The organism is Ruegeria sp. CDSA077 (assembly GCF_059612265.1).
This window is the reverse complement of record NZ_JBXWQG010000011.1, coordinates 1-22174: the sequence shown is the minus strand read 5'-3', so window position 1 is coordinate 22174 and position 22174 is coordinate 1. Positions and strand designations below refer to the sequence as shown.

Annotated in this window: 23 protein-coding genes and 1 pseudogene; 15 read left to right on the top strand and 9 right to left on the bottom strand. The window is 54.9% G+C overall.

Features of this window, described 5'->3' with window-relative positions; all coding sequences use genetic code 11:
- Positions 1 to 233 precede the first annotated feature (233 nt).
- Entirely contained in the window at positions 234 to 1052 is an 819-nt protein-coding gene (locus tag AC2FLE_RS17255; RefSeq protein WP_496698561.1) for a DUF2189 domain-containing protein, read from the top strand.
- Positions 1053 to 1214: 162 nt separating this feature from the next.
- On the opposite strand, the gene AC2FLE_RS17250 is transcribed toward AC2FLE_RS17255, so the two are convergent.
- Entirely contained in the window at positions 1215 to 2132 is a 918-nt protein-coding gene (locus AC2FLE_RS17250; RefSeq protein WP_496698559.1) for a LysR substrate-binding domain-containing protein, read from the bottom strand.
- 51 nt (positions 2133 to 2183) lie between these two features.
- On the opposite strand from AC2FLE_RS17250, the gene AC2FLE_RS17245 reads away from it, so the two are divergent.
- Positions 2184 to 3098 (top strand): NAD(P)-dependent oxidoreductase, encoded by a 915-nt coding sequence (locus AC2FLE_RS17245; protein ID WP_496698557.1) that lies wholly within the window; start codon positions 2184 to 2186, stop codon positions 3096 to 3098.
- A gap of 140 nt (positions 3099 to 3238) precedes the next feature.
- Here AC2FLE_RS17245 and AC2FLE_RS17240 read toward each other — a convergent pair whose 3' ends face one another.
- Positions 3239 to 3568, bottom strand: a complete 330-nt coding sequence (locus tag AC2FLE_RS17240) for an arsenate reductase family protein (protein WP_496698556.1) — start codon at positions 3566 to 3568, stop codon at positions 3239 to 3241.
- Between the two features lie 310 nt (positions 3569 to 3878).
- Between AC2FLE_RS17240 and AC2FLE_RS17235 the strand changes: the two genes are divergently transcribed.
- Both AC2FLE_RS17235 and AC2FLE_RS17230 read left to right on the top strand, forming a co-directional pair.
- Positions 3879 to 4181: an SH3 domain-containing protein gene (locus AC2FLE_RS17235; RefSeq protein WP_142637291.1), complete on the top strand. Its 303-nt coding sequence runs from the start codon at positions 3879 to 3881 to the stop codon at positions 4179 to 4181.
- A gap of 380 nt (positions 4182 to 4561) precedes the next feature.
- Entirely contained in the window at positions 4562 to 4852 is a 291-nt protein-coding gene (locus AC2FLE_RS17230; protein ID WP_496698554.1) for a hypothetical protein, read from the top strand.
- Positions 4853 to 5026: 174 nt separating this feature from the next.
- Here the strand turns inward: AC2FLE_RS17230 and AC2FLE_RS17225 are convergent.
- Positions 5027 to 5289, bottom strand: a pseudogene (locus AC2FLE_RS17225) (IS110 family transposase); the annotation flags it as partial.
- A gap of 407 nt (positions 5290 to 5696) precedes the next feature.
- On the opposite strand from AC2FLE_RS17225, the gene napF reads away from it, so the two are divergent.
- The 10 genes from napF to AC2FLE_RS17175 all read left to right on the top strand — a co-directional run bounded on the left by napF (position 5697) and on the right by AC2FLE_RS17175 (position 14540).
- A complete protein-coding gene (gene napF / locus AC2FLE_RS17220; RefSeq protein ID WP_496698552.1) occupies positions 5697 to 6212 on the top strand; it encodes a ferredoxin-type protein NapF in 516 nt (171 codons plus the stop codon).
- Positions 6209 to 6502, top strand: coding sequence for a chaperone NapD (locus tag AC2FLE_RS17215; protein WP_496698551.1), 294 nt, complete (start codon positions 6209 to 6211; stop codon positions 6500 to 6502). Before napF ends, AC2FLE_RS17215 begins: the two co-directional genes overlap by 4 nt.
- A complete protein-coding gene (gene napA, locus AC2FLE_RS17210) occupies positions 6499 to 8991 on the top strand; it encodes a nitrate reductase catalytic subunit NapA (protein ID WP_496698549.1) in 2493 nt (830 codons plus the stop codon). The genes AC2FLE_RS17215 and napA overlap by 4 nt, the downstream gene beginning before the upstream one ends.
- Before the next feature lie 27 nt (positions 8992 to 9018).
- Positions 9019 to 9837 (top strand): ferredoxin-type protein NapG, encoded by an 819-nt coding sequence (gene napG / locus AC2FLE_RS17205; RefSeq protein WP_496691459.1) that lies wholly within the window; start codon positions 9019 to 9021, stop codon positions 9835 to 9837.
- Positions 9834 to 10751 carry a quinol dehydrogenase ferredoxin subunit NapH gene (gene napH / locus AC2FLE_RS17200; RefSeq protein ID WP_496698547.1) on the top strand — a complete coding sequence of 306 codons (918 nt, stop codon included), beginning with the start codon at positions 9834 to 9836 and terminating at the stop codon, positions 10749 to 10751. The genes napG and napH overlap by 4 nt, the downstream gene beginning before the upstream one ends.
- Before the next feature lie 12 nt (positions 10752 to 10763).
- Positions 10764 to 11201, top strand: coding sequence for a nitrate reductase cytochrome c-type subunit (locus AC2FLE_RS17195; protein WP_200818550.1), 438 nt, complete (start codon positions 10764 to 10766; stop codon positions 11199 to 11201).
- A 29-nt stretch (positions 11202 to 11230) separates the two neighbouring features.
- Positions 11231 to 11932 (top strand): NapC/NirT family cytochrome c, encoded by a 702-nt coding sequence (locus AC2FLE_RS17190; RefSeq protein ID WP_496698545.1) that lies wholly within the window; start codon positions 11231 to 11233, stop codon positions 11930 to 11932.
- 13 nt (positions 11933 to 11945) lie between these two features.
- Positions 11946 to 12203 carry a hypothetical protein gene (locus AC2FLE_RS17185; protein ID WP_496698543.1) on the top strand — a complete coding sequence of 86 codons (258 nt, stop codon included), beginning with the start codon at positions 11946 to 11948 and terminating at the stop codon, positions 12201 to 12203.
- 1108 nt (positions 12204 to 13311) lie between these two features.
- Positions 13312 to 14016 (top strand): ArsR/SmtB family transcription factor, encoded by a 705-nt coding sequence (locus tag AC2FLE_RS17180; RefSeq protein WP_496698541.1) that lies wholly within the window; start codon positions 13312 to 13314, stop codon positions 14014 to 14016.
- Positions 14017 to 14096: 80 nt separating this feature from the next.
- The gene (locus AC2FLE_RS17175) at positions 14097 to 14540 is read left to right on the top strand and encodes a YqfO family protein (protein ID WP_496698540.1); all 444 of its coding nucleotides are present in this window, start codon (positions 14097 to 14099) and stop codon (positions 14538 to 14540) included.
- 188 nt (positions 14541 to 14728) lie between these two features.
- On the opposite strand, the gene AC2FLE_RS17170 is transcribed toward AC2FLE_RS17175, so the two are convergent.
- The 6 genes from AC2FLE_RS17170 to AC2FLE_RS17145 all read right to left on the bottom strand — a co-directional run bounded on the left by AC2FLE_RS17170 (position 14729) and on the right by AC2FLE_RS17145 (position 21138).
- Positions 14729 to 15016 (bottom strand): DNA polymerase beta superfamily protein, encoded by a 288-nt coding sequence (locus AC2FLE_RS17170; RefSeq protein WP_496698539.1) that lies wholly within the window; start codon positions 15014 to 15016, stop codon positions 14729 to 14731.
- Positions 15017 to 15313: 297 nt separating this feature from the next.
- Entirely contained in the window at positions 15314 to 16597 is a 1284-nt protein-coding gene (locus AC2FLE_RS17165; protein ID WP_496698537.1) for an amidohydrolase family protein, read from the bottom strand.
- A complete protein-coding gene (locus AC2FLE_RS17160) occupies positions 16597 to 17541 on the bottom strand; it encodes an ABC transporter permease (RefSeq protein WP_496698536.1) in 945 nt (314 codons plus the stop codon). The genes AC2FLE_RS17165 and AC2FLE_RS17160 overlap by 1 nt, the downstream gene beginning before the upstream one ends.
- A 2-nt stretch (positions 17542 to 17543) precedes the next feature.
- Positions 17544 to 18593 carry an ABC transporter permease gene (locus tag AC2FLE_RS17155; RefSeq protein ID WP_496698535.1) on the bottom strand — a complete coding sequence of 350 codons (1050 nt, stop codon included), beginning with the start codon at positions 18591 to 18593 and terminating at the stop codon, positions 17544 to 17546.
- The gene (locus AC2FLE_RS17150) at positions 18583 to 20124 is read right to left on the bottom strand and encodes an ABC transporter ATP-binding protein (protein WP_496698534.1); all 1542 of its coding nucleotides are present in this window, start codon (positions 20122 to 20124) and stop codon (positions 18583 to 18585) included. Before AC2FLE_RS17150 ends, AC2FLE_RS17155 begins: the two co-directional genes overlap by 11 nt.
- A gap of 6 nt (positions 20125 to 20130) precedes the next feature.
- A complete protein-coding gene (locus tag AC2FLE_RS17145; RefSeq protein WP_496698532.1) occupies positions 20131 to 21138 on the bottom strand; it encodes a BMP family protein in 1008 nt (335 codons plus the stop codon).
- A 303-nt stretch (positions 21139 to 21441) separates the two neighbouring features.
- Between AC2FLE_RS17145 and AC2FLE_RS17140 the strand changes: the two genes are divergently transcribed.
- A complete protein-coding gene (locus AC2FLE_RS17140) occupies positions 21442 to 22074 on the top strand; it encodes a tyrosine-type recombinase/integrase (protein WP_113789758.1) in 633 nt (210 codons plus the stop codon).
- The last annotated feature ends 100 nt before the right edge of the window (positions 22075 to 22174 follow it).

Genomic DNA, 22174 nt, shown 5'->3' with positions numbered 1-22174 from the left:
GTTGGCCCAAGGGTCAAGATGCTGCGGTCGCAACCCGCAATGCCGACATGAGATGCACCTGTGAAATGTGGGGCTGGTCGAACTCTCAATTTGCGAGACGTAGCTGCCATACTCCCGCCTTGCCCTTATGCCTCACCTGATGCACTTTGTATGCGAAAGAGGAATGTCTGTTTCACAGTTAGCTCTGTTGGCAAAAAGACCAGCGACGTGCCATGTTTAGGGAGAAGTGCGTCATGACATCCAAGTCCGAAGGCTCCACACCACCGGACAATCTGACACCGCAACAGCAGGCCATGCCGAAGGTCAATCAGATGACGGCGGGTGATGTTACCGCGTCACTGAAGGCCGGGTTTTCCGATTTTCTGGCTCGCCCCGTCATGAGTGGCTTCTTCGGCCTGTTCTATGCTGTTTTCGGAATCTCGCTTGTTTGGAGCTTCGTCTGGCTCGGCAAGATTTGGATGATCATACCCGCCATTGTAGGCTTTCCGCTGGTCGCGCCTTTTGCCGCGGCCGGGCTTTATGAAATGTCCCGCCGATTGCAGAAGAGAGAGAGTTTTGGCTGGTCAGAAATTCTCACCGCCATGGCAAATCAACGCAAGCGCGAAATGGGCTGGATGGCCTTTGTCACCCTGTTCATTTTCTGGGTGTGGGTTTACCAGGTTCGGCTTTGGCTGGCGATCATCCTGCAGAATACCTCTTTCTCGGACTTTGACGGGTTTTTGAACACCGTATTCTTCACACCGCAAGGCTGGACCTTCCTTGCAATTGGAACCTGTGTAGGCGCAATTCTGTGGACTGTACTGTTCTCCGTGACCGTCGTTGCCATGCCCATGTTGCTCGACCGGGAAACAAACTTTGTTTCCGCCATGTTAACTTCCATTCGTGTCGTCACGGAAAACCCGGTGGTCATGCTCACCTGGGCGGCGATCATCTCAGTCACTATGCTGTTGTCATTGGTTCCGGCGTTTCTGGGCCTGATCTTCACCCTGCCAATTCTCGGTCACACCACATGGCATCTCTACAATCGGGCCGTGTCGCCTGCAGAGGAGTAGTCTATTCAACCATCGGAGATCGGCCCACACCGGACCTTCGCCCCTGCCATTAACGCAGCGGTGCGGCATCCACAGAGCGGACCTTCAGTCGTAGCGCAGCATTGTCGGGTCGTTACCTTGTAAGCCAGACCCTATTTGACTCTAACCGGTGCTCTTTATCGTCTACAACAGGTGAGTGGGCGGCCATCGGAACAGGCTTTTCTCATATTCGGTAATTGATTTTGAAAGCCACTGTATGAACAGTTTTGCCACTGGCCGAACCGGACCAGACAGCGTGACAAGGTAATAGCCGATCCGTGGTATTGGATCATCAAACAGCGCCACGAGTTGTCCTGACTTCAACTCGTCAGAGACAAAGGCCGGTACTGTCGCCCCGATACCGTCACCTCGGCGGATGCCATCCAACAGCATGTTGCCCGGCATGCGGATCACTTTCCGTTCCGCTTCGGGCGGGATGCCAGCCTTTTCCAGCCACAGATCAAACTCGACCGACGCCTGTTCCTGAAGAAGTGTGAAATCAAGCAATTCTACAGGGTTTCTGAGCACCCTGTTTCCGATCAGTTCGCGGGACGCGACGACCGTCAGACAACCAGGTAGCAGCATCTGCGAGACAAGCCCTGGCCAGCGACCTGTTCCGTAACGGACGGCCATATCAATTCCGCCCGGCTTGAGATCGACAGCCTGGATCGTTGAATCGATCCTCAATTCGATATTGGGGAATTCGTCAATGAACGTCGACAGCCGCGGCATGAGGAACGCGCTTGAAAACATCGGAGTCGCGCTGACCACCAACGGTCGAACCGACTCCGCACTTGTCACCCTCTCGGTCACAGAGGCCATTTCAGCGAAGGCTTCAAGCAAACCAGCCGACAGGAATTCGCCTTGCGATGTCAGAGAAATACCGTGCCGGGTACGAGTGATAAGCCGGGTGCCGAGTTGTTGTTCTAGCCCGCGGATTTGCTGGCTGACTGCGGAATGGGTCACGTTCAGTGCCTCTGCCGCCCGGGTCAGATTTTGAAACTCGGCGGCGGCGGCGAAAGCTCTGAGAGATGTCAACGAGGGAAGCGTGCGCCAATCCATAAGTTAGACCATCTAACAATATAGAAAAATTTACAACTATGTCATCTCCCCATGCCGGCGCATGCTGGTGCTGGAACTCATTGGCGGACACAGGAGGCTAAGATCATGAAACTTGCTGTATTGGGACTGGGCAACATGGGGTCAGCGCTGGCGCATTGCCTGCTCAAGTCAGGTCACGATGTCAGCGTTTGGAACCGCACGCCGGAAAAGGCAGAGGTTTTCGCTGAGGTTGGCGCCACCATCTGCTCCTCACCGAATGATGCCATCGCGGCGTCTGATTTTGTCATCATTTGTATCAAGAGCCACACGGAAACAGTTGAACTAGTCAACGGGCTGAGTGTTTCGCTAGAGGGTAAGACTATCTGCGACATGAGCACCGGCGATACCTTGGATGCCGATAGACTGGTCGCCATCCTGGAGAAACAGGGGGCTGGCTACATGCTTGGCATGATCAATGCCTACCCTTCTGGCATTGGCGGTGACGAAACCACAATCCTGACGGTCGGCAGTGCCGGAACCTGGGACCGTTATGGCAGCGTCATCGGAAACTTGGGTGGAAAGTCCGCCCATATTGGAGAGAAGCCAGCGGCGCTTGCCGCGCTCTTCGCCGGCCTCTTCACGGTTCGGCAGGGGTTTATGTTCGGAATGATATACGGTGCACTTGTTTGTCAGAAAGCGGGCATCCCGATGCAAGTTTATGCCGACCAACTTCCTGCCACGATCAAATTGGTCAAGGACTACCATGATCTCTTTGCCAGAACCGTTCCGACCGAGGATTACGACAATGCAGAAGCCTCTCTGAAGGTTTACGCGATGGCGCAAGAGGATGCGTTGAAGACCTATCTCTCACTTAATGCTCCCGCTGATTTCATCCGGTTGATGCATGACCGAACCAAGACGGCTTGGGACGATGGCCATGGCGACAGACAGCTGACCTCACTGGTCCAGCATATGACCGATGCCTGATGCAAAAAGGCTCTCCGCCCATTGCAGACGTTCTGCAGCTACCACGATCTACCGAACGGCACTCCGAAAGCGGGCATTCGGCCCTGTGCAGCATTTCAGCGGGTTTCGTTCAGCTAATTATGCATTTTTTGTTTAAAAACTCAGCTCTGTAGCAAAGCGACTTGAATCGTCTCATCCCAGCCAAGATACAACACATCCCGATCGCGTATTACCGGGCGCGCCATCACCTTGGGTTGGGCTGAAATCTGTGCCTCTACTTCCGAATTTTTTAGCCAGTCATTAAGCGCTCGGTATTCGTTCGATTTTCGGTCCACCAGCAAGTCCCCGAATTCTGCAATCAGCTCAGCCAGCTCCGCTTCGGTCAGAGGTTCCGCCCTGACATCGCGGAAAGTAACTTCCTTGCCTTCTGCCTCCAACGCCTTTCGGGCCTTCCGGCAAATCGCGCAGGTGTTCAATCCATAGATCATCATGTCGCGGTCTCTTTTGCGGCCATCTCGCAACCTCACGCATCAACCCCTCCAACGCAACCATTTGATCTGGCATAGCTGCCCACATGTATCCCACGCTACGAACATTGTTCGTCGTTCCTTGAGGTTTCTGGATCAACCCATTCCAGTAAATTGCCTGACAATCGAGATACTGCGTTGCGGCCCTTCGAACCGGGCGTGGCAGTCATAGCCACCAGACTTTGGCCAATTTGCGCATTCCTGTCTTAGGGTTATTCCTCTTGGTGAGCTGAATCGCTACGATGGTAGATGAGGCAACAAGCAGGATAACGCGATGCGCAGTGCAATCTTCTTACCCGTAGCGGCGATGTTCCTGGGGGCCACAATATACGCTGCACCAGCAACGGCCGCCTCACTCGGACGATACGAGGTTTTTGGCGTCGAAGACGGTGACATGCTGAAAATGCGTGGTGGACCCGGAACAGGCTACAATGTGATTGTTGGTCTGCCAAATGGAACCGCCTTACGAGTTCACAGTTGCGAGCAAACCGGTGGCACCCGTTGGTGCCGCGTTTCTTTGGTGCGTGCGCGTGGGCTCAAAGGGTATGTCTCCTGGGCATATTTGCGAAAAATTTGATACAATGGCGATAAGCATTGCCATGTTAACAGCGACCATGAAATGTCGATGGAAATTGCCCTTTCTGTTCAATTGGCATCGTTCAACATGGGCTTAGAACTGACCTATGGGCCGCAGAGGGGTTGGCCCGTTACACTCCTTGGAAATTAGCGATAATTGCAGACGTTGGTGCGGCAATTCGACGACGCCTTGCATCAAGCGACCTACAGCAATTTACGGATAGCGCGGCATTACTTCTGATGGAGCCAATTGCGGCCACACGAAGAATGCTTCCCGCAACAGCCCCAAGGTATTAAAGTAAGGATGAAAAATCTGTTGCTGCCTGAATGTGCATGAGGCAGGCCAACTGCCCTCACCTCCTAAGCTTTAGGACAGACTTGATGTCAACCGAGACCGCATCCAGCCCTTCATCCTCGACTGCCGACAGTGCAAAGAGCGCAAGCCCCAAGAAGCTTGGGCATTTTGCTATAACGCTGCTGGTGGTCAGCGCCATGTTTGGCGGAGGGGTATTCAATATCCCGCAGAATATGGCTCAATCTGCGGCACTTGGGGCAATCTTGGTTGCGTGGATGATCTCGGGCCTGGGCATCTTCTTTCTCGCCCGCAGTTTTCGGGTCCTGGCCGATATTCGTCCCGAAATGACTAGTCAAATGGCTTGCCGCACAAGTTGATTAGCGGCCATTTGTGCGACTTGCAGCATCCGGTATTTTGGGCTCAAACTGGACGTCGGATGCGATGCAGCATCCAGTGATATGCTGCACCGGTCAACGTCGGGTTGTCGAAGTGGGAGGGAATGGAGGTTCGGAGGATCAGTCATGGAAACACCAAACTTACCCGCCATTCGCGCGCTTCGCCCAGCCTGAAACAAGGGCCGGATGGATCAGCCTGACTTCGTGACCCAAACGACCGATCTCGCGCCCCAACAATAATGCGCACTGGCGCAGGCCTCCATTGCAAACACGCTACGCGGCAATTTGGCAAAGTACTCGAGGACCCGGCCCCTGCGCAGTCTCTTCTGAAGAACCGGGTGACCTGTTCTAGCCGCTCCGTGCACCTGGAACACATTCTTCGCCAAATTCAGGCCAATCTCTTCCAGTGACGCCTCCATTCAGGTTGTTTGCAAACCCACAATGGCACACCGAGGCCAGCGGGGGCGTCTACACCTTCAGAACCGTTCAAGGGTCGTGTTGTGGCCAAGTCGTTGGTCCTGGGTGTGGGGTCAATGAAGTTGCGCGACGACATGATCTACGGCCCAATCACATGTCGACGCGGCAACGGTAGGCAATGGACGGCTATACGTCATCAGATGTTTTGAGACAGATGGCGGTTTGACTTTGTTGTGTCATCGCACATCTGGTTTCAAGCAGCACGGATGGTGGCATTCCAGACGTCAAATAGCTCAAAACGTTTAAGAACGATGCGCTCAAATTATGATCTGGATCAAAATGTACCAGCCTCAGAACGATTATGCAGTAAACTCAGAAAAGGAATCAGAGATAGCCAGGTCAAAGCGATATGAGTCAACTGACCAGCCGACGCGCGTTATTGGGCGTCACCGCATTCCGGGAGGACAGTAATCTTGTTCGACCTCCGGGTTCGGTTGTGCCTGGTTTTGCAGATCAATGCAGTAAATGTGGCGACTGTGTCGAGGCTTGCCCCGAAAGTGTGATTGCCATTGGTCAGGATGGGTATCCGGTGTTTCAACCCACCGAGGGTCCCTGCACTTTTTGTGGGAGTTGCGCCCAATCCTGTCCCACGGATGCCCTGGACATAGAACGCCCGCAAGATTGGCCGTGGCGCGCGTCGGTCGAAGCTGCGTCCTGCCTGTCTACCAATGGTGTCAGCTGCCGAGTGTGTCAGGATAATTGCGAACAGAACGCCATCAGCTTCAGGCTGCAACTGGGTGGCCGCGCGGATCCATCAATAGACCTCGACGCCTGCACTGGCTGTGGGTCGTGTATGGCGTCTTGCCCGGTCGATGCCGTCACATTGAAACGCAAAACCATATCTCAAACGGAAGTCAGCCAATGAATATCTGCGGATGCCTTTTACATATCGCACCAGCGCAGGCACTGGCGGCGTCCGAGGCAATGAAAGGCACGGTCGGTGTCGAAATTCACGCCGAGGCCGAAGACGGCCGTTTCGTAGTTGTTGTCGAAGACACGCCGACACGCCTTGCGTCCGAGATCATCATGGACCTGCACCAGATCCCCGGGGTGATTTCTCTGACGCTGACGTACCACCATTTCGAGGACACTGCGGACGGCCATCCGCATCCCGATGCCCCAAGCCAAACCACCAGCCGGAGGCCCACGCTATGACCATATCAGAAACTCGTCGGACATTCCTCAAGGCCTCAGCGGCCGCAGCGACGGCCTCTGCCGCAGGTATTCCTCTGGCCACTGGTCAGGCCGCCGCGCAGGTGGGCACCCCTGACATTCGCTGGGACAAGGCCGCCTGCCGGTTCTGTGGCACCGGCTGTTCTGTGCTGGTAGGTACCAAGGACGGGCGTGTTGTCGCCACTCAGGGTGACCCTGACGCGCCGGTCAATCGCGGGCTGAACTGCATCAAGGGCTATTTCCTGTCAAAGATCATGTATGGCAAGGATCGCCTGACCACCCCATTGCTGCGCAAGACCAACGGCGAATATGACAAGAACGGTGAGTTTGAGCCGGTCAGTTGGGACGAAGCCTTTGACGTCATGGCTGCCAAATGGAAAGAGGCGCTGGCCAAGAAGGGCCCGACCAGTGTCGGCATGTTCGGGTCAGGCCAGTGGACGGTTTGGGAAGGCTATGCTGCATCGAAATTGATGAAAGCCGGGTTCCGGTCCAACAATATCGACCCCAACGCGCGGCACTGTATGGCGTCCGCGGTCGTGGGCTTTATGCGTACCTTCGGAATTGACGAGCCGATGGGCTGCTATGACGATCTGGAACACGCGGATACTTTCGTGCTGTGGGGATCGAACATGGCCGAAATGCACCCGATCCTGTGGTCGCGCCTGACCGACACGCGCCTGACCAAGCCGGGATGCGAAGTGCATGTTCTATCGACATTCGAACATCGCTCGTTCGAACTGGCCGATAATGGCCTAGTGTTTAACCCGCAGACCGATCTGGCGATCCTGAATTACATCGCCAATTACATCATTCAGAACGGCGCGGTGAACGAAGAGTTTGTCAACAAACACGTCAACATCACCAAGACCGCCATCGATATCGGTTATGGTCTGCGCGATACAAACACGCTGCAGCAAGAGGCAGAGAACCCAAACTCGGGCAAGCTCGAGACGATCAGCTTTGAAGAATACGCCGAGGCGGTCGCGCCTTATACGTTGGAATACACAGCCGAACTGTCTGGCGTGCCCGCCGATAAACTTGAGAAGCTGGCGCAACAATATGCAGACCCGAACCGCAAAGTGATGAGCTTGTGGACCATGGGCTTCAACCAGCACACCCGCGGATCGTGGGTGAATTCGCTGATGTATAATGTACACCTGCTGGTTGGTAAGATCTCAGAACCCGGCAACTCGCCTTTCTCGCTGACCGGTCAGCCCTCGGCCTGTGGAACCGCGCGTGAGGTGGGCACGTTCGCACACCGGCTGCCTGCTGACATGGTGGTGGCAAATGACGAACACCGTCAGATTTGCGAAACCGCCTGGAATATCCCGGCAGGTACTATTCCACCTAAGCCCGGGTTCCATGCTGTCTTGCAGCACCGGAAGCTGAAGGATGGTGAACTGAATGCCTATTGGGTGCAGTGCAACAACAACATGCAGGCGGCACCCAATATCAACGAGGAAGGTTACCCGGGTTATCGCAACCCCGAAAACTTCATCGCAGTCTCTGACCCTTATCCAACAGTCACGGCTGTCTCTGCCGATTTGATCCTGCCCACCGCCATGTGGGTCGAAAAGGAAGGCGCCTATGGCAATGCGGAACGCCGTACGCAGTTCTGGCGTCAGCAGGTGAAAGCGCCCGGCGAAGCAAAATCGGACCTGTGGCAATTGATGGAGTTTTCGAAGCGCTTCACCGTTGAAGAGGTCTGGGATGAAGAGCTGCTGGCCAAGATGCCCGAACACCGCGGCAAGACGATGTATGATGTGCTTTACGCCAACGGATCGGTGGACAAGTACCCCCTAGCCGAAACTGCGGAAGGCTTTGACAACGACGAATCCGAGCATTTTGGGTTCTACGTTCAAAAAGGCCTGTTTGAGGAATATGCCGAATTTGGCCGTGGCCACGCACATGACCTTGCACCGTTCGAAACCTATCATCAGGCGCGTGGATTGCGCTGGCCAGTCGTGGACGGGCAAGAAACCCTTTACCGCTTCCGCGAAGGGTACGATCCGTATGTGCCCGAAGGCGCGGATGTTAAATTCTACGGTCACAAGGACGGCAAGGCAAAAATCATCTTTGCCCCCTACGAACCCGCCGCAGAAGAGCCGGACGAAGAATATGATCTGTGGCTGTCGACCGGTCGCGTGCTGGAACATTGGCATTCAGGCTCGATGACGCGCAGGGTGCCGGAACTGCACCGGGCGTTCCCGTCGGCAGTTGTCTATATGCATCCACAAGACGCCAAGGATCGCGGCTTGCGCCGCGGGCAGGAAATCGTGTTGTCGACCCGCCGTGGCGAGGTCACCAGTCGGGTTGAGACACGCGGGCGTAACAAGGTGCCGCGCGGCTTGGTCTTTATGCCGTGGTTTGATGAACACCAGTTGACCAACAAGCTGACGCTGGATGCAACCTGTCCGCTGTCGAAGGAAACCGACTACAAGAAATGCGCCTGTAAGGTCGAGCGCGCGTAATCGGCACGGATCGCAAAGGTTATCCCCATGCCCCTCGCCGAGAAACCTCTTTCGCCGAAACGTCGCCGCTTCCTTCAGGATACGGCGCGGGCGGCAGGCGGCTGTGTGGTCGGCGGGTCACTGCTGGCCTGGCTGACCCGCGACGCCCGTGCATTGTCGGCCGAAGCTTTGCGGCCCCCCGGCGCGCTGCCAGAACGGGAGTTCTTGTCGGCCTGCATTCGCTGCGGGCTGTGTGTGCGAGACTGCCCCTATGATACCTTGAAACTGGCCGAGCTTGGGTCGGATGCCGGGGCGACGGGCACGCCATATTTTACCGCTCGCGATGTGCCTTGTGAAATGTGCGACGATATCCCTTGTGTTGCCGCCTGCCCGACCGGTGCGCTAGATCCCAAGTTGGATAACATTGACGATGCCAAAATGGGCGTCGCGGTTTTGGTCGATCAGGAAAACTGCCTGAACTTCCTGGGATTGCGGTGTGACGTTTGTTACCGTGTCTGCCCCGTGATAGACGAAGCGATCACGCTGGAAACAGCGCATAACGCCCGCTCGGGCCACCATGCGATGTTTATCCCAACCTTACATGCCGACCGCTGCACCGGCTGTGGCATGTGCGAAAAAAGCTGTGTTCTGCCAGAAGCCGCAATCAAGGTATTGCCGGCACGTCTAGCGCGGGGCAGCAGCGCGGATCATTACCGCAAAGGTTGGGAAGAAAAAGATGCCAAGGGCGCGCCGGTTGTTGAAGGCATAATCGACCTGCCCGACCGCCTGCCCGGCCCGGGGGTCGACAACCTGATCGCACCGGGTGGTTTTGAGCCCGGCTATGATCTTCCAGGGGTGGGACAATGACCACCCGCACACATATGCCCATAGGCCAAGAAGCCGTGGCGGTCAAAGGCTGGGTCGGCGCGCATAAATTCCTGATACTGCGCCGTATCAGTCAGCTGTTCTTTCTGGTCCTGTTCCTGTTGGGACCCTGGTTCGGCATCTGGGTCGTAAAAGGTACCTTGGCAGGATCGCAGACCCTGGGTGTACTGCCGCTGACGGACCCATTCATACTATTGCAAAGCATCATCGCCGGGCATTGGCCGGCGATGACCGCTTTTATTGGCGGCTTGATCGTCGTGGTGGCCTATGCGCTGGTCGGGGGCCGCGTCTATTGTTCGTGGGTCTGTCCGATCAACCCGGTGACCGACGCCGCCAACTGGTTGCACAGGCGGTTGGATTTGCCGAAAGGTTGGCAACCTAAACGGCGCACGCGGTTGTGGATATTGGCAACCGCGCTGATCGTCTCGGGCCTCACCGGCGTGATCGCATGGGAGATTATCAACCCAATTACCATGCTGCATCGCGGACTGATCTTTGGGGCCGGTTTTGTCTGGGCCATGGTCGTTGCGATCTTTGTCTTTGATGTGCTTGTCGCCCGTCACGGCTGGTGCGGCCACATATGCCCGGTCGGTGCGTTTTATGGCCTGATCGGCACCAAAAGCCTGTTACGGGTCAGCGCGGTTAACCGCTCGGCCTGTGACGATTGCATGGATTGCTATGCCGTCTGCCCCGAAAACCACATCATTTCGCCCGCGTTGAAGGGCAAGCCGGGTGCCACGCCGCTGATCCTATCAACCGACTGCTCAAACTGCGGTCGCTGTATCGATGTCTGTGCAGTTGATGTCTTCAAATTTACTCACCGGTTCGACGACCAAGTCGCCGCACCTTCCGACCCAGTTCCCGCGCCTGAACCGCGCGTAGCCAGACCTATTTAAGGGAGTGCCGAGATGAACAAGCCAATCCTGACAGGTGTCGTCGCCCTGATCCCCGTTATATTCCTGAGTGGGTTCGTCCTTGCGCAATCTGCGCCGGTGCAAACCCTGCGTGGCGCCGAGGTGGATGAACCCATTCCGTTGGACCAGATTCACAAGAACGTGGAAGGACGGATGCAGCGCAACTATCGCCAGCAACCACCGCTTGTCCCCCACTCGATCGAGCAATACCAGATTGACGTGCGCACCAATCAATGCCTGTCCTGCCATGACTGGACCAAAGCCGGGGAACGCAATGCGCCGACCCTGTCGATGACCCATTATCTGGATCGTGACGGCAATGAGTTGGATCACATCGCCGGGACCCGTTATTTCTGCAACCAGTGCCACGTGCCTCAGGCAGATGCGCCTGCGTTGGTCGACAACGTGTTTGAACCCTCGTCCGGCAACTAATCCAACGCATGTCTGAAAGGAGCACCAAGATGGCAGACTCCCCCGAAAACCGCGGTTGGATCCACCGCCTCTGGAACGCGATCTGGACCCCGGCTGTTATGTTCAGCTCGGGCTTTCTGATCCTCGCCGGGTTTCTGGCCGGTATTCTGTTCTGGGGTGGGTTCCACTGGACATTGGAACTGACCAATACCGAGGAATTCTGTACCTCGTGCCACACGATGGAAACCAATCTGGGCGAATACCGCGAGACGATCCACTATAACAACCATTCCGGTGTCCGCGCGATCTGTTCTGACTGCCACGTGCCACATGAATGGAACCACAAGATCAAGGCCAAGATCATGGCTGTTAAAGATGTCTATCACGAGCTTGCCGGAACCATCAGCACGCCTGAGAAATACGAAGCGCATCGGCTAAGTATGGCTTCGGCGGTCTGGAAAAAGATGAAGGCCTCTGACAGCCGCGAGTGCCGCAACTGCCATAACTTTGACTATATGGATTTCACCATCCAAGAAGCACGCGCTGCATCGGAACATCAGCGGGCAATTGACAACAACATGACCTGCATCGACTGCCACCAAGGCATCGCACACAGCCTGCCGCAGGGTTATCAGGAAGAATACCAAAAAATCACCGATGCGCTGGCTAATAAATCTGCAGGTAACTTGCAACAACAGGTTGCTGACGGCAGCACAGAAATCCGGTCATACCTGACCACACAGTCGGACTGAAAAGGGGTAAGTCATGCTGGAACTTCTGGGAACAATCGGAGGCAACATCATCGGCCTTCCAGGCATTCTGGGCATTGCGCTTGGCATGATGACGCGCCGCCTCTGGCTGGGGGCCATGATGGGCGGTTTGATCGGCATTGTTGGGACGCTGCTGTTTGCCCATTGGGACTTTGCCAATGTTGCAACGACCGAACTTTTGATTGCCATTGTTGTGGGTCTGTGTGCCGGGACAATGGGTTCTGCGATCCGTATCAAAGGGGCAACGGTCTAACAGAAAGACCGGAGCGTGCTGGACAATGGCGGCTTAGGATTGGTCCTTTACCCGATGCTCTGGGTTAGATAGCGACTAGGTGCAGAAGGGCTCTGATGGAATGGACATCCCCTGATCTCTCATCTGATAGGATTTGGAGATGGAAGCCGTCAGAACTATCGAGCAATCCGTGCCGAGGGACCATTGCTCACGTTGGTGTAGATTGTCAGTTGCAGCCCACGCGCCACTGGAGTATTCGACCACGCCTTGCAATGGACCGGCATTACGACATCTAGCTGCAATAAAATAGATATCATATCAAACCCTTAAAGATAGTGTTTCGGCCAAATTGATTCAGGCAAGTAGGCCTCAATGAGTCCACCGCAGATTGATTCCATATCTTATTGCGCACAATGGTGCCCCTAAGCGCATAATCCTAGGAACCATGATTTGGTCTGGCAAGATCCGGGCTCTGCTTGTCCTACTCCCACCATTTTGTACTGCGCAAAAAACAACGCGAGCTCTTGCCTGTGGGATGCCGTAGCCGCACTCGAACGTCCGGCCTGAAGATCAAACGCAAGGTCGAGTTTACCGTCGACGCCTAGCGTCAACGCTCACCCGGCACAGTGTATACTGTCTGGACGTCTAAGGTCCGAAAGATGGGAGCCCGGCAAAAGTTTCCACAGGCATTGCCTATAGGTCTGCGCTGAAGCGCCTGTTTGCAGTCCGTATCCCCAATTATTTCACCACACGTTTTCCGGATTGGTAAAGTACAAGGCCCAGACATTGTTGTTGCTTTGGGCATTCAGTTTCCGAAACCTAGCCTTGAGGTAAGCGTTAAGAAGGTCAACGTTGTTCGCATTGCGGTTGTCGACGCCCCACGTCAGGAGCGGCAGATTTTGCAATCTTCGGCTGAATCGCTGCGCTGTAACAAACTGCGAACGTCCTGAACCGGTGTTATGTGAAGCGATCTCTGGTTGAGTAGTGGCGATTCAGTGGGACTAACGCCAGTGGCTTTCTAGCGGGACAAACACAGACACATGATCAGCGTCCGCTCTAAAGCTCATTTCGTTCGCCATCGAACGGTTATTACTGGCTGCATTCATGTTCTGTCTTTAATCTGTCTTGCATGGCAATCGAACCGAGACTGGATATAATCGGGGCCGCGCTCGCCGATCCCAGCCGATCCCGCATCCTGTGCGAATTGATGGACGGGCGCGCATTCACCAACAAAGAGCTGGCTTGTGCGGCCAAGGTAAGCCCGCAGACCGCGAGTGCCCATTTGAAGCAACTCGAAGTTGCCGGTCTGACCGCTTCTTTGCGAAGCGGCCGGCATGTTTATCACTGGGTGGCAAGTGCTGACGTTGCCCGGGTGCTGGAAGGATTGGCTACCCTGTCACCGACCGACCACCTGTCTCGGCCGGGCCGGATCGCGACAGACACACAACGCGCACGCAGTTGCTACAATCATATTGCTGGTAAGCTCGGCGTCCTGATGACGAAGCGCCTTGTTGCCCTTAATGTGCTGAATCTCAGAGATGACGCTTTGACATCCGGACCTCGCTATCAGGATTTCCTCGATGATATCGGGATCGAGCCGCCACCTGTTTCATCGGGGAAACCTCCGGCAAAACTCTGCCTTGACTGGACAGAGCGTCGGCACCACATTTCCGGCCCGCTGGCCACAGCGATCATGCAGAAGTCACTGACAGCGAATTGGTTGGAGCGCAGGACCGGTAGTCGCGCTCTTACCATTTCCGACGACGGGTTCGATGCGCTCGAACGCTGGTTTGGCCTGAGCAGAAAGGCTCTGGACGGCTCGGACGACAATTGACAGTTCGGCCGATAACGAACCGTCCTTTTCCACAGCTTCGCCAATACGAGCTATTTCGGCAGAAGCTGCTGGAGATAAACATGACATTGCCCAAACTCGAAAATGACAGGTTCGTTCCTGAAAACGGTCTGCGGATCGTCGTCCAGGTGCCAGATACACATGCGCAAAAGATCATTGACGCGGTACTGGTCGATGACGTTCTGAAATATGGCGACTACGATTGCGTCACCTATCAGACCGCGCCGGGAATGCAACAATTCAGATCCCTGGGGAGTGGGCGCAACACGGCAACCAAAAAGGTTGTCGAGGTACCCTGTGTGGAACTGTCATTCTTTCTGGGCAGCAACGAAGCCAAAACCGAGCAGGTTCTAAGAAACATCTATTCATCACACCCCTACGAAGAGCCGGTGATCTTCATAGAGCCGTGCATCCGGACGCTTCATATCCGGGGAATGGACGAGGACAATCCTAACAGGTTCTGGAACAACGAGACCGAAGATTGGGTGCCAAAAGAGCACTGGTAAGTGAAGTTGAACCCAGCAATCTCCGAACCCCAAGGAATAAGTAGCAAGGGCTCCTTTGGAACCTTCGCCGCACGCTGTACTAGGGTCCGGTTTTGGTTTCTTGGAAACAAAACAATAACGGAAAGCTCCTGCACATCGCAGTTCGGGTGTTATATGCACCTGTCCCTCTTTGAACGCCCGATCTGCTGTCACATGCCTTCGATAATGGCATTTCTGGCCGTGGCATTTTCCCTAACGATGTACCGCAGCAAGTTACTACCCTCGGCGATGAGGTCGAGGCGGTCTTCGTTCTTTTTCACCACGGCTGCCCACGCCATTTGATCGTGTATGAAATCGTCAAGGATCGCTATGCGTTGTCCACGGCCGATTTCCTTGGTTTTGCTTTTTAACACCAAAAGTCTGTCAATATGCCCGATGAGGTCGGGTGCCAGGTCCTGATCTTTAATGAGATCATGCAGGTTCATCGGCGGCGACATATCGGGTACCGTAGGTTTTTCGTATGCGTCTCAGGGGGCATTCTAGCAGACCTAGAAAACTCTTGGTTCGGCCCATTCCGGACCTTCACTCACTTTCTGCAGTGCTGCGGTGCGGCCCGTCATAGCTGCCGTTGGTGCGACGCGCAGCATTTCAGTTATTAGGACGACTGTACTGCGGACGGAGCTTGAATTCGCTGCAAGTGCGTCAATGGCCGCTTTTAGGGATTCCATATCTAGCGACAATCATTCCGCATCCAACGATTTTGCCACTCAATACCGGTGTCGGTGCGTCCGGAATTACGCAATGTCTGAGCCGTGCCTTCTTCTCGATGATTTTGGGCGTCCTGACAGAGATAGCGTTGCGTCGGCCCGAGGCGACTGGCTAATAACTTGGCCATTGGCGATAACACAAAGTCGGGCAGAACGCAGGCGAAGGGCTTCGATTGGGTTGCTGGCATCAAGTACAACCAAGGATGCCTTAGCTCCGACGTGCAGCCCGTAGTCTGTCAAACCCATCGTTTTGGCGTTGTTTACAGTGACCATATCAAAACAGGCCCGCATGTCTTCAGGGCTGGTCATTTGCGCGACGTGTAGCCCCATGAAGGCCACATCGAGCATATCGGCAGTGCCCAGCGAATACCAAGGGTCCAGCACGCAATCTTGCCCCCATCCGACATTGATCCCCATGGCCAACATTTCCTTAACGCGCGTCAAACCGCGTCGCTTCGGAAACGTGTCATGCCGTCCCTGTAGAACAATATTGATTAGCGGATTTGGGATCACGTTGATTTCGGCTTCGGCAATTAGCGGCAGCAATTTCGAGACATAGTAGTTGTCCATCGAATGCATCGACGTCAAATGCGATCCCGCGACCCTGCCATTGAGGCCCAATCGCTGCGTTTCGTATGCGAGTGTTTCGATGTGGCGTGAATGTGGGTCGTCGGATTCGTCGCAGTGCATATCAACCTGCAAACCACGCGCAGCTGCGATTTCGCAAAGCTCATTTACCGTTGCCGCACCGTCAGCCATGGTGCGCTCGAAATGCGGGATTCCCCCGACAACGTCAACACCCATGTCCAAGGCGCGGATGGTGTTATCGCGTGCAGTGGGGTCGCGGTAAAAACCGTCTTGTGGGAAAGCCACGAGTTGTAGATCAATATAGTCTTTGACCTGCTCACGCACCTCGAGCAGGGCCTCGACCCCCAAGAGCCGGTCGTCGCAGGTATCAACATGGCTTCGAATTGCCAAAAGTCCCATGCTCGCGGCCCAATCGCAATAGGTGAGCGCACGGGCGATGATCTCATCTTGGGTCATGACTTGCTTGAGTTCGCCCCAAAGCCCGATACCTTCCAGAAGTGTGCCGGAGCTGTTGATCCGAGGCAGACCGTAGGACAAAGTTGCATCCATGTGAAAATGCGGGTCGACAAATGGCGGGCTGACCAAGTCGCCAGTTACATCCACAACTTGACCTGCTTCTGCCGCTTCAAGTGAACCGATTGCAGTAATCCTATCGCCCAAAATCCCGATGTCTGAGACTTGTCCATCTGGCAGCGTGCCGCCTTTGACGATCAGATCAAACATCAGCGTTCTCCTTTATTGAACGGAACCATGAGCGCGGCGGGCACTTCGGCGCGCCGTGACATCAGGATAAGCGCGAGTATGGACAGGATGTAAGGCATCATCAGGAAAATCTGGTAAGGGATCTGGGTGCCCAGACTTGTTTGCTGTACTCGGATCTGCAGCGCATCAAAAGCCGCGAAAAGAACTGCGCCAAGCAGGGCCTTGCCCGGCCGCCACGATCCAAAGACAACCAGCGCGATACAGATCCAGCCACGGCCATTTACCATTTCAAAAAAGAAACTATCGAATGCCGACATGGTCAAGAAAGAGCCGCCGACTGCCATTAAACCGCTGCCAACGACAACTGCCCCCATGCGGATTGATGTGACGGATAGACCCTGGGCCGCAACGGCCGCGGGATTTTCACCGGCAGCGCGTACAGCGAGGCCAAGGGGCGTTCGATAGAGGACCACACCGACGACCCCAACAAGAATGAAGGCAAGATAAGTAAGCGGGGTTTGCGAAAACAACGCAGGGCCAAGCAGCGGAATGTCTGACAAGACCGGGATCTCAAAAGGTTTGAACGCTTCGATTTTTGGCGGGCTTGTGACCTCTGGCAACGCCAGCCGGTATGCAAAATAAGTCGAAGACGTCGCCAGCAGCGTGACGCCAAGGCCGACCACATGCTGAGACAAGCCAAACGGCACCGTGAGTGTACTATGCAGCAGGCCGAATAACATTCCCACCAGCATCGCGACACACACACCGGTCCAAAGCCCGGTGCCCGAGTAGACGGCCATCCAGCCGGCAAATGCACCGGCGACCATGATGCCTTCTATACCAAGGTTCAGCACGCCCGCGCGTTCGCAAATCAACTCCCCCATCGTTGCAAAGATCAAAGGGCTCGCGATGCGAATTGCTGCGGCCCAAAAGCTGGCTGTAAAGAGGATCTCGATAATTTCCATAGCTAGTCCCTCACCACGCGGAACCGCGTCAGCATGATTGCCAGCACCATAAGAAGAAGGGCTGTCGCAAGCATGATATCGGCCAGATACGTCGGGACGTCAGCGGCGCGGCTCATGCTGTCAGCGCCCACAAAGATGCCCGCGACAAACAACGCCGCTACGACCACACCAAGTGGGTTCAGTAAAGCCAACATCGCGACGATGATCCCCGTGTAACCAAACCCCGGTGACAGATCGAGCGTTAGACTTCCCTTTAGTCCGGCCACCTCGGAAAACCCTGCCAATGCTGCAAGACCGCCAGAGAGGAGTGCCGTTTTCACGATCACGACGTTGACTGGAATACCAGCAAAGGCAGCCGCATCCTTGTTCAATCCAACGGCACGCATTTCATATCCCAAAGTGCTGCGGGTCTGGATAACCCAAATGCAAACGGCTGATAAGATCGCCAACCCGAACCCCCAATGCAGGCGCAGCCCATCAACAATTCTCGGCAATTTCGCTTCGGGTATGATGCGGGCCGATTTCGGCCACCCCATGCCCATCGGATCCTTGAGCACCCCTTCAAGGAGCATTGAGATAAACAGAAGGAAAATGAAATTGAACAGCAGTGTCGTGACAACCTCATCCACGCCGAACCGCGTTTTGAGAAGCGCGGGCACCACAAGAACCATAGCTCCCGCTATGATGGATGCGATGGCAATAATGGGTAGGATCGCAAAGCTTGGCCAGGGCAACAGTCCGGTCCCGAGTAGGACTGTCACAAGTGCACCGGCATAAAGTTGTGCTTCCGCACCGATGTTCCAAAACTTGGCGCGAAACGCGACAGCAACAGCAAGACCGGTGAAAATCAACGGCGTTGCTCGATTAAGTGTTTCAAGGATCGCGAATTGCGAGCCAAACGCGCCCTTCAGGATCAACCCAATAACAGAAAAAGGGTTCGCGCCCGCAACCATTGCCAAAAGCGAAGCAATCACAACGGTTGACGTAAGCGCAATTGCTGGTGGGACGAGTTTGCGGGCCAGCGTCGGGTTCTTGATCGGTTCAAGACGCATGGGCGATGTCCGCTTCAAATCCTTGGCCGGCCATCCAAAGCCCAAGTTGGGCAGGTGTCATTTCACCTCGCTTAAATTCTGGAGAAAGTCGCCCGTCTGCAATGACATGAATTACGTCGGATAGCGCCATAACTTCATCCAAATCTTCAGAGATCAATAGCACCGCAGCACCGCTTTCACGTGCCGCCAGCAACTGGCTGTGCACATAGTTGACCGCCCCGATATCAAGACCGCGAACAGGTTGATTTGCCAGTATGATCTGCGGATCGGCCTCTAGCACACGGCCAAGGATCAACTTCTGCATATTTCCGCCAGACAGCAGACGGATCGGCGTATCCGATCCGGGGCATCGCACATCGTACTTCTCAACAATACCGTCCGCAAAGGCCCTAGATTTCCGCCAATTCAGCCAACCACCCTTGCTAAAGGAACTAGATTTGTAACGTTCCAAAATGGCGTTTTCCACAAGGTCAAAATCAGCAATCGTGCCAGTCTTGTGCCTGTCTTCTGGGATACGCGCGATGCCACTTTGCACCGCGATACGGGGTGTCCATCTGTGAACGGTTCTACTACCCAGGTTGATCTGTCCATCGCTTGGGTTTAGCAAACCACCAACGACATCGGCCATTGCAGCCTGTCCGTTGCCAGACACACCCGCCAAGCCGACAATCTGACCCGCTTTTAAAGCCAATGAAACTGCTTTCAAACCCGGGGCGCTTCCAACATTAGGAGTTGTGACTTTGTGGAGCGCGAGCAGCGGCATACCGGGTTTCGAGGGAAGCACTTCCGGTGGTGTTGCTTCAGTCCCCATCATCATCGCGGCCAAGGCGTTCTTGTCGGTGCCACCTGTTTTTACTCCGCCCGCCATCTTCCCGTGCCTCAGCACAACAACACGATCTGCAATCGCCATGACTTCGTGGAGTTTGTGTGAAATGAAGATGATCGATAGCCCTTCAGCGACGGCACGCCTAAGGGTCGCGAACAGATCATCAGTCTCTTGTGGGGTTAACACGGCTGTCGGTTCATCGAGAACAAGAATACGGACGTCACGGTAGAGTGCCTTGAGAATTTCAACTCTCTGACGCTCGCCTACTGAGAGTGTGCCAACACGTGCGTCCGGTTCGACGGCCAAGTGAAACTTCTTTGATAACGCCACAATCCGCGCCTTCGCGGCTGACCGTCCCAAACTTGGGCGCAGAAGTGAATGGACCCCTAAGGTGATATTCTCTTGAACGGTCAGGTTGTCTGCAAGCGTGAAGTGTTGATGCACCATGCCGACACCTGCGTCCAAAGCCGCACGCGAATTGCCCGGCGGTATGGTCTCTCCGAATACACGGACGGTTCCACTATCGGCCGTGTACTGGCCAAACAGGATATTCATCAGGGTTGTCTTGCCCGCCCCGTTCTCGCCCAACAGGGCGACAACCTCCCCGACGTTCACGGAAAGGCTGACCGCATCATTCGCGATCAGCTCTCCGAATCGTTTGGTAATGGCGTTAAGGGAAAGAGCCTCAACTGCGTCCTTGGACATGATCGATTAAGACGACGATGGTTCGCTGTCGTTGATCACGACCGAGAACGCGCCGGACCTGATTTCGGCCTCTCGCTGCGCAACCAACGCAAGTGCCGCCTCCGGAACTTTTCCTTCAAACGTGCCCAATGGGGCCAGACTGCACCCACCTTCGATCATAAAGGAATAGACACCATAGTCAGCGGCCGCAAAGCTCCCCGCTTGAACTTCAGCAATTGCTTTGTTCAGTGTTGGTTCAAAATGCCAAATCGCTGATGCCACAACGGTCTCGGGGTAGTCAGCTTGCGTATCAATGACGTTTCCGATGGCAAGAATACCTTGTTCCTGCGCAGCATCTGATACCCCGAAACGTTCGGCATAAAGAATATCTGCACCGTTTTCGATCATCGCAAATGCTGTTTCCTTGGCTTTTGGCGGATCAAACCAGCTACCGATAAAGCTGACCTGAAACTGGATGTCCGGGTTCATTTCGCGCGCGCCGGCCATGAATGCATGCATCAGGCGGTTCACTTCGGGGATCGGGAAGCCGCCAACCATGCCGATATTTCCAGACTCTGTCATTGCTCCGGCAATGATGCCAGACAAGTACGATGCGTCTTGGATATAGTTGTCAAAGACCGAGAAATTCGGCAGCGCGGCGTCTTCTTTAAAACTTGAGCCCATCAAGAATGCCACGTCCGGATATTCCGCTGCGACTTCGCGGGCTTCTTGTTCCGCGCCAAAGACTTCACCGATGATCAGCGTGTTACCCGCCTCGGCATATTCACGCATCACGCGTGTATAATCTGTGTTGCTGACATTTTCAGAGAACGAATACTCTATGTCGCCACGATCTTGCGCTGCAAGTGCCGCTTGATGAATACGGCTGACCCACTGCTGTTCGACGGGTACCGTATAGATACCTGCCGTCTTGATTGGTTCTGCCGCCGTGGCACGTCCGGCCCCAAGCATCAGCGATGTTGCCGCGGTCGTCGCCATAAATCTGCGGCGGCTAAGACTTGTTGTTTTAATCATCGTATCGTTCCTCCCCAGGGTTTCGTAAGAGTAATTACTTTTTTAACCGTTTGGTCAAGAAAAATACCGGAGATCTCATGCAGGCCCGTAGAACTCGCATTGCTCAAGTCCAGGTTTCCACAAAACCATCAATTCAATGGGCTGGTCGCAGCCTTTCCACAAAAGCAGCCATTCGTTCAAGCGCAGCATCATGCACTTTGGGCTCCGAACCGACCTCGAATGCAATGCGGCATCCTGTGATATGATTGGCCGTCAACGTCGGGTTGTCGTTCTGGGAGGGCATGGCGGATCGGAGGATCAGTCATGGAAACACCAAATTTACCTGCCATTCGCGCACTTCGCCCTGCTTGGAACAAGGGCCGGATCGTCGGACAGAAGCGCCCACTGAAACCGAAACATGTCTGGGCGATAAGAGTTCGCCTTGAACTCGCCGAAAACCACAGAGACCTCGCTCTTTTCAATATGGCAATTGATAGCAAGCTTCGGGGCTGTGACCTCGTTCGCATGCAAGTTGTGGATGTGATGGCGTCCGGTCAGATCAAGGAACGCGCATCTGTTCTGCAAAGCAAGACTCAGAAGCCAGTTCGATTTGAAATCTCGGAAGGCACTCGAGCATCAGTTGCGAAATGGATGGAGGACCCTCTTATGGTTGGTTCTGAATTTCTGTGGCCAGGCCGCTTCCACGAGCGGTTACACATTTCAACGCGCCAATATGCACGGATCGTTCGCGATTGGGTTACATCTATAGGTCTTGAGGCAACAGCCTATGGTACGCATTCAATGCGACGCACCAAGGTCACACAGATCTACAAAAAGACTGGCAACCTGCGGGCCGTCCAGCTCCTGTTGGGACATACCAAGATGGACAGTACTGTTCGATATTTGGGTGTTGAGCTGGAAGACGCTTTGGCCATCGCAGAAGCCATAGAGATATAGAATGGAGGGGCCGTCTTCGCGGGCGGCCCGTAGGAGACATCGGCCGACCCGCTGGACGCCGCGATGCAGCTTCCCCGAAGCGGACATCGGCTACCGAATG

Coding starts and splice junctions, on each gene's coding strand:
- AC2FLE_RS17255 (WP_496698561.1), top strand. CDS start 234: ATGACATCCAAGTCCGAAGGCTCCACACCACCGGACAATCTGACACCG.
- AC2FLE_RS17250 (WP_496698559.1), bottom strand. CDS start 2,132: ATGGATTGGCGCACGCTTCCCTCGTTGACATCTCTCAGAGCTTTCGCC.
- AC2FLE_RS17245 (WP_496698557.1), top strand. CDS start 2,184: ATGCCGGCGCATGCTGGTGCTGGAACTCATTGGCGGACACAGGAGGCT.
- AC2FLE_RS17240 (WP_496698556.1), bottom strand. CDS start 3,568: ATGATGATCTATGGATTGAACACCTGCGCGATTTGCCGGAAGGCCCGA.
- AC2FLE_RS17235 (WP_142637291.1), top strand. CDS start 3,879: ATGCGCAGTGCAATCTTCTTACCCGTAGCGGCGATGTTCCTGGGGGCC.
- AC2FLE_RS17230 (WP_496698554.1), top strand. CDS start 4,562: ATGTCAACCGAGACCGCATCCAGCCCTTCATCCTCGACTGCCGACAGT.
- napF (WP_496698552.1), top strand. CDS start 5,697: ATGAGTCAACTGACCAGCCGACGCGCGTTATTGGGCGTCACCGCATTC.
- AC2FLE_RS17215 (WP_496698551.1), top strand. CDS start 6,209: ATGAATATCTGCGGATGCCTTTTACATATCGCACCAGCGCAGGCACTG.
- napA (WP_496698549.1), top strand. CDS start 6,499: ATGACCATATCAGAAACTCGTCGGACATTCCTCAAGGCCTCAGCGGCC.
- napG (WP_496691459.1), top strand. CDS start 9,019: ATGCCCCTCGCCGAGAAACCTCTTTCGCCGAAACGTCGCCGCTTCCTT.
- napH (WP_496698547.1), top strand. CDS start 9,834: ATGACCACCCGCACACATATGCCCATAGGCCAAGAAGCCGTGGCGGTC.
- AC2FLE_RS17195 (WP_200818550.1), top strand. CDS start 10,764: ATGAACAAGCCAATCCTGACAGGTGTCGTCGCCCTGATCCCCGTTATA.
- AC2FLE_RS17190 (WP_496698545.1), top strand. CDS start 11,231: ATGGCAGACTCCCCCGAAAACCGCGGTTGGATCCACCGCCTCTGGAAC.
- AC2FLE_RS17185 (WP_496698543.1), top strand. CDS start 11,946: ATGCTGGAACTTCTGGGAACAATCGGAGGCAACATCATCGGCCTTCCA.
- AC2FLE_RS17180 (WP_496698541.1), top strand. CDS start 13,312: ATGGCAATCGAACCGAGACTGGATATAATCGGGGCCGCGCTCGCCGAT.
- AC2FLE_RS17175 (WP_496698540.1), top strand. CDS start 14,097: ATGACATTGCCCAAACTCGAAAATGACAGGTTCGTTCCTGAAAACGGT.
- AC2FLE_RS17170 (WP_496698539.1), bottom strand. CDS start 15,016: ATGTCGCCGCCGATGAACCTGCATGATCTCATTAAAGATCAGGACCTG.
- AC2FLE_RS17165 (WP_496698537.1), bottom strand. CDS start 16,597: ATGTTTGATCTGATCGTCAAAGGCGGCACGCTGCCAGATGGACAAGTC.
- AC2FLE_RS17160 (WP_496698536.1), bottom strand. CDS start 17,541: ATGGAAATTATCGAGATCCTCTTTACAGCCAGCTTTTGGGCCGCAGCA.
- AC2FLE_RS17155 (WP_496698535.1), bottom strand. CDS start 18,593: ATGCGTCTTGAACCGATCAAGAACCCGACGCTGGCCCGCAAACTCGTC.
- AC2FLE_RS17150 (WP_496698534.1), bottom strand. CDS start 20,124: ATGTCCAAGGACGCAGTTGAGGCTCTTTCCCTTAACGCCATTACCAAA.
- AC2FLE_RS17145 (WP_496698532.1), bottom strand. CDS start 21,138: ATGATTAAAACAACAAGTCTTAGCCGCCGCAGATTTATGGCGACGACC.
- AC2FLE_RS17140 (WP_113789758.1), top strand. CDS start 21,442: ATGGAAACACCAAATTTACCTGCCATTCGCGCACTTCGCCCTGCTTGG.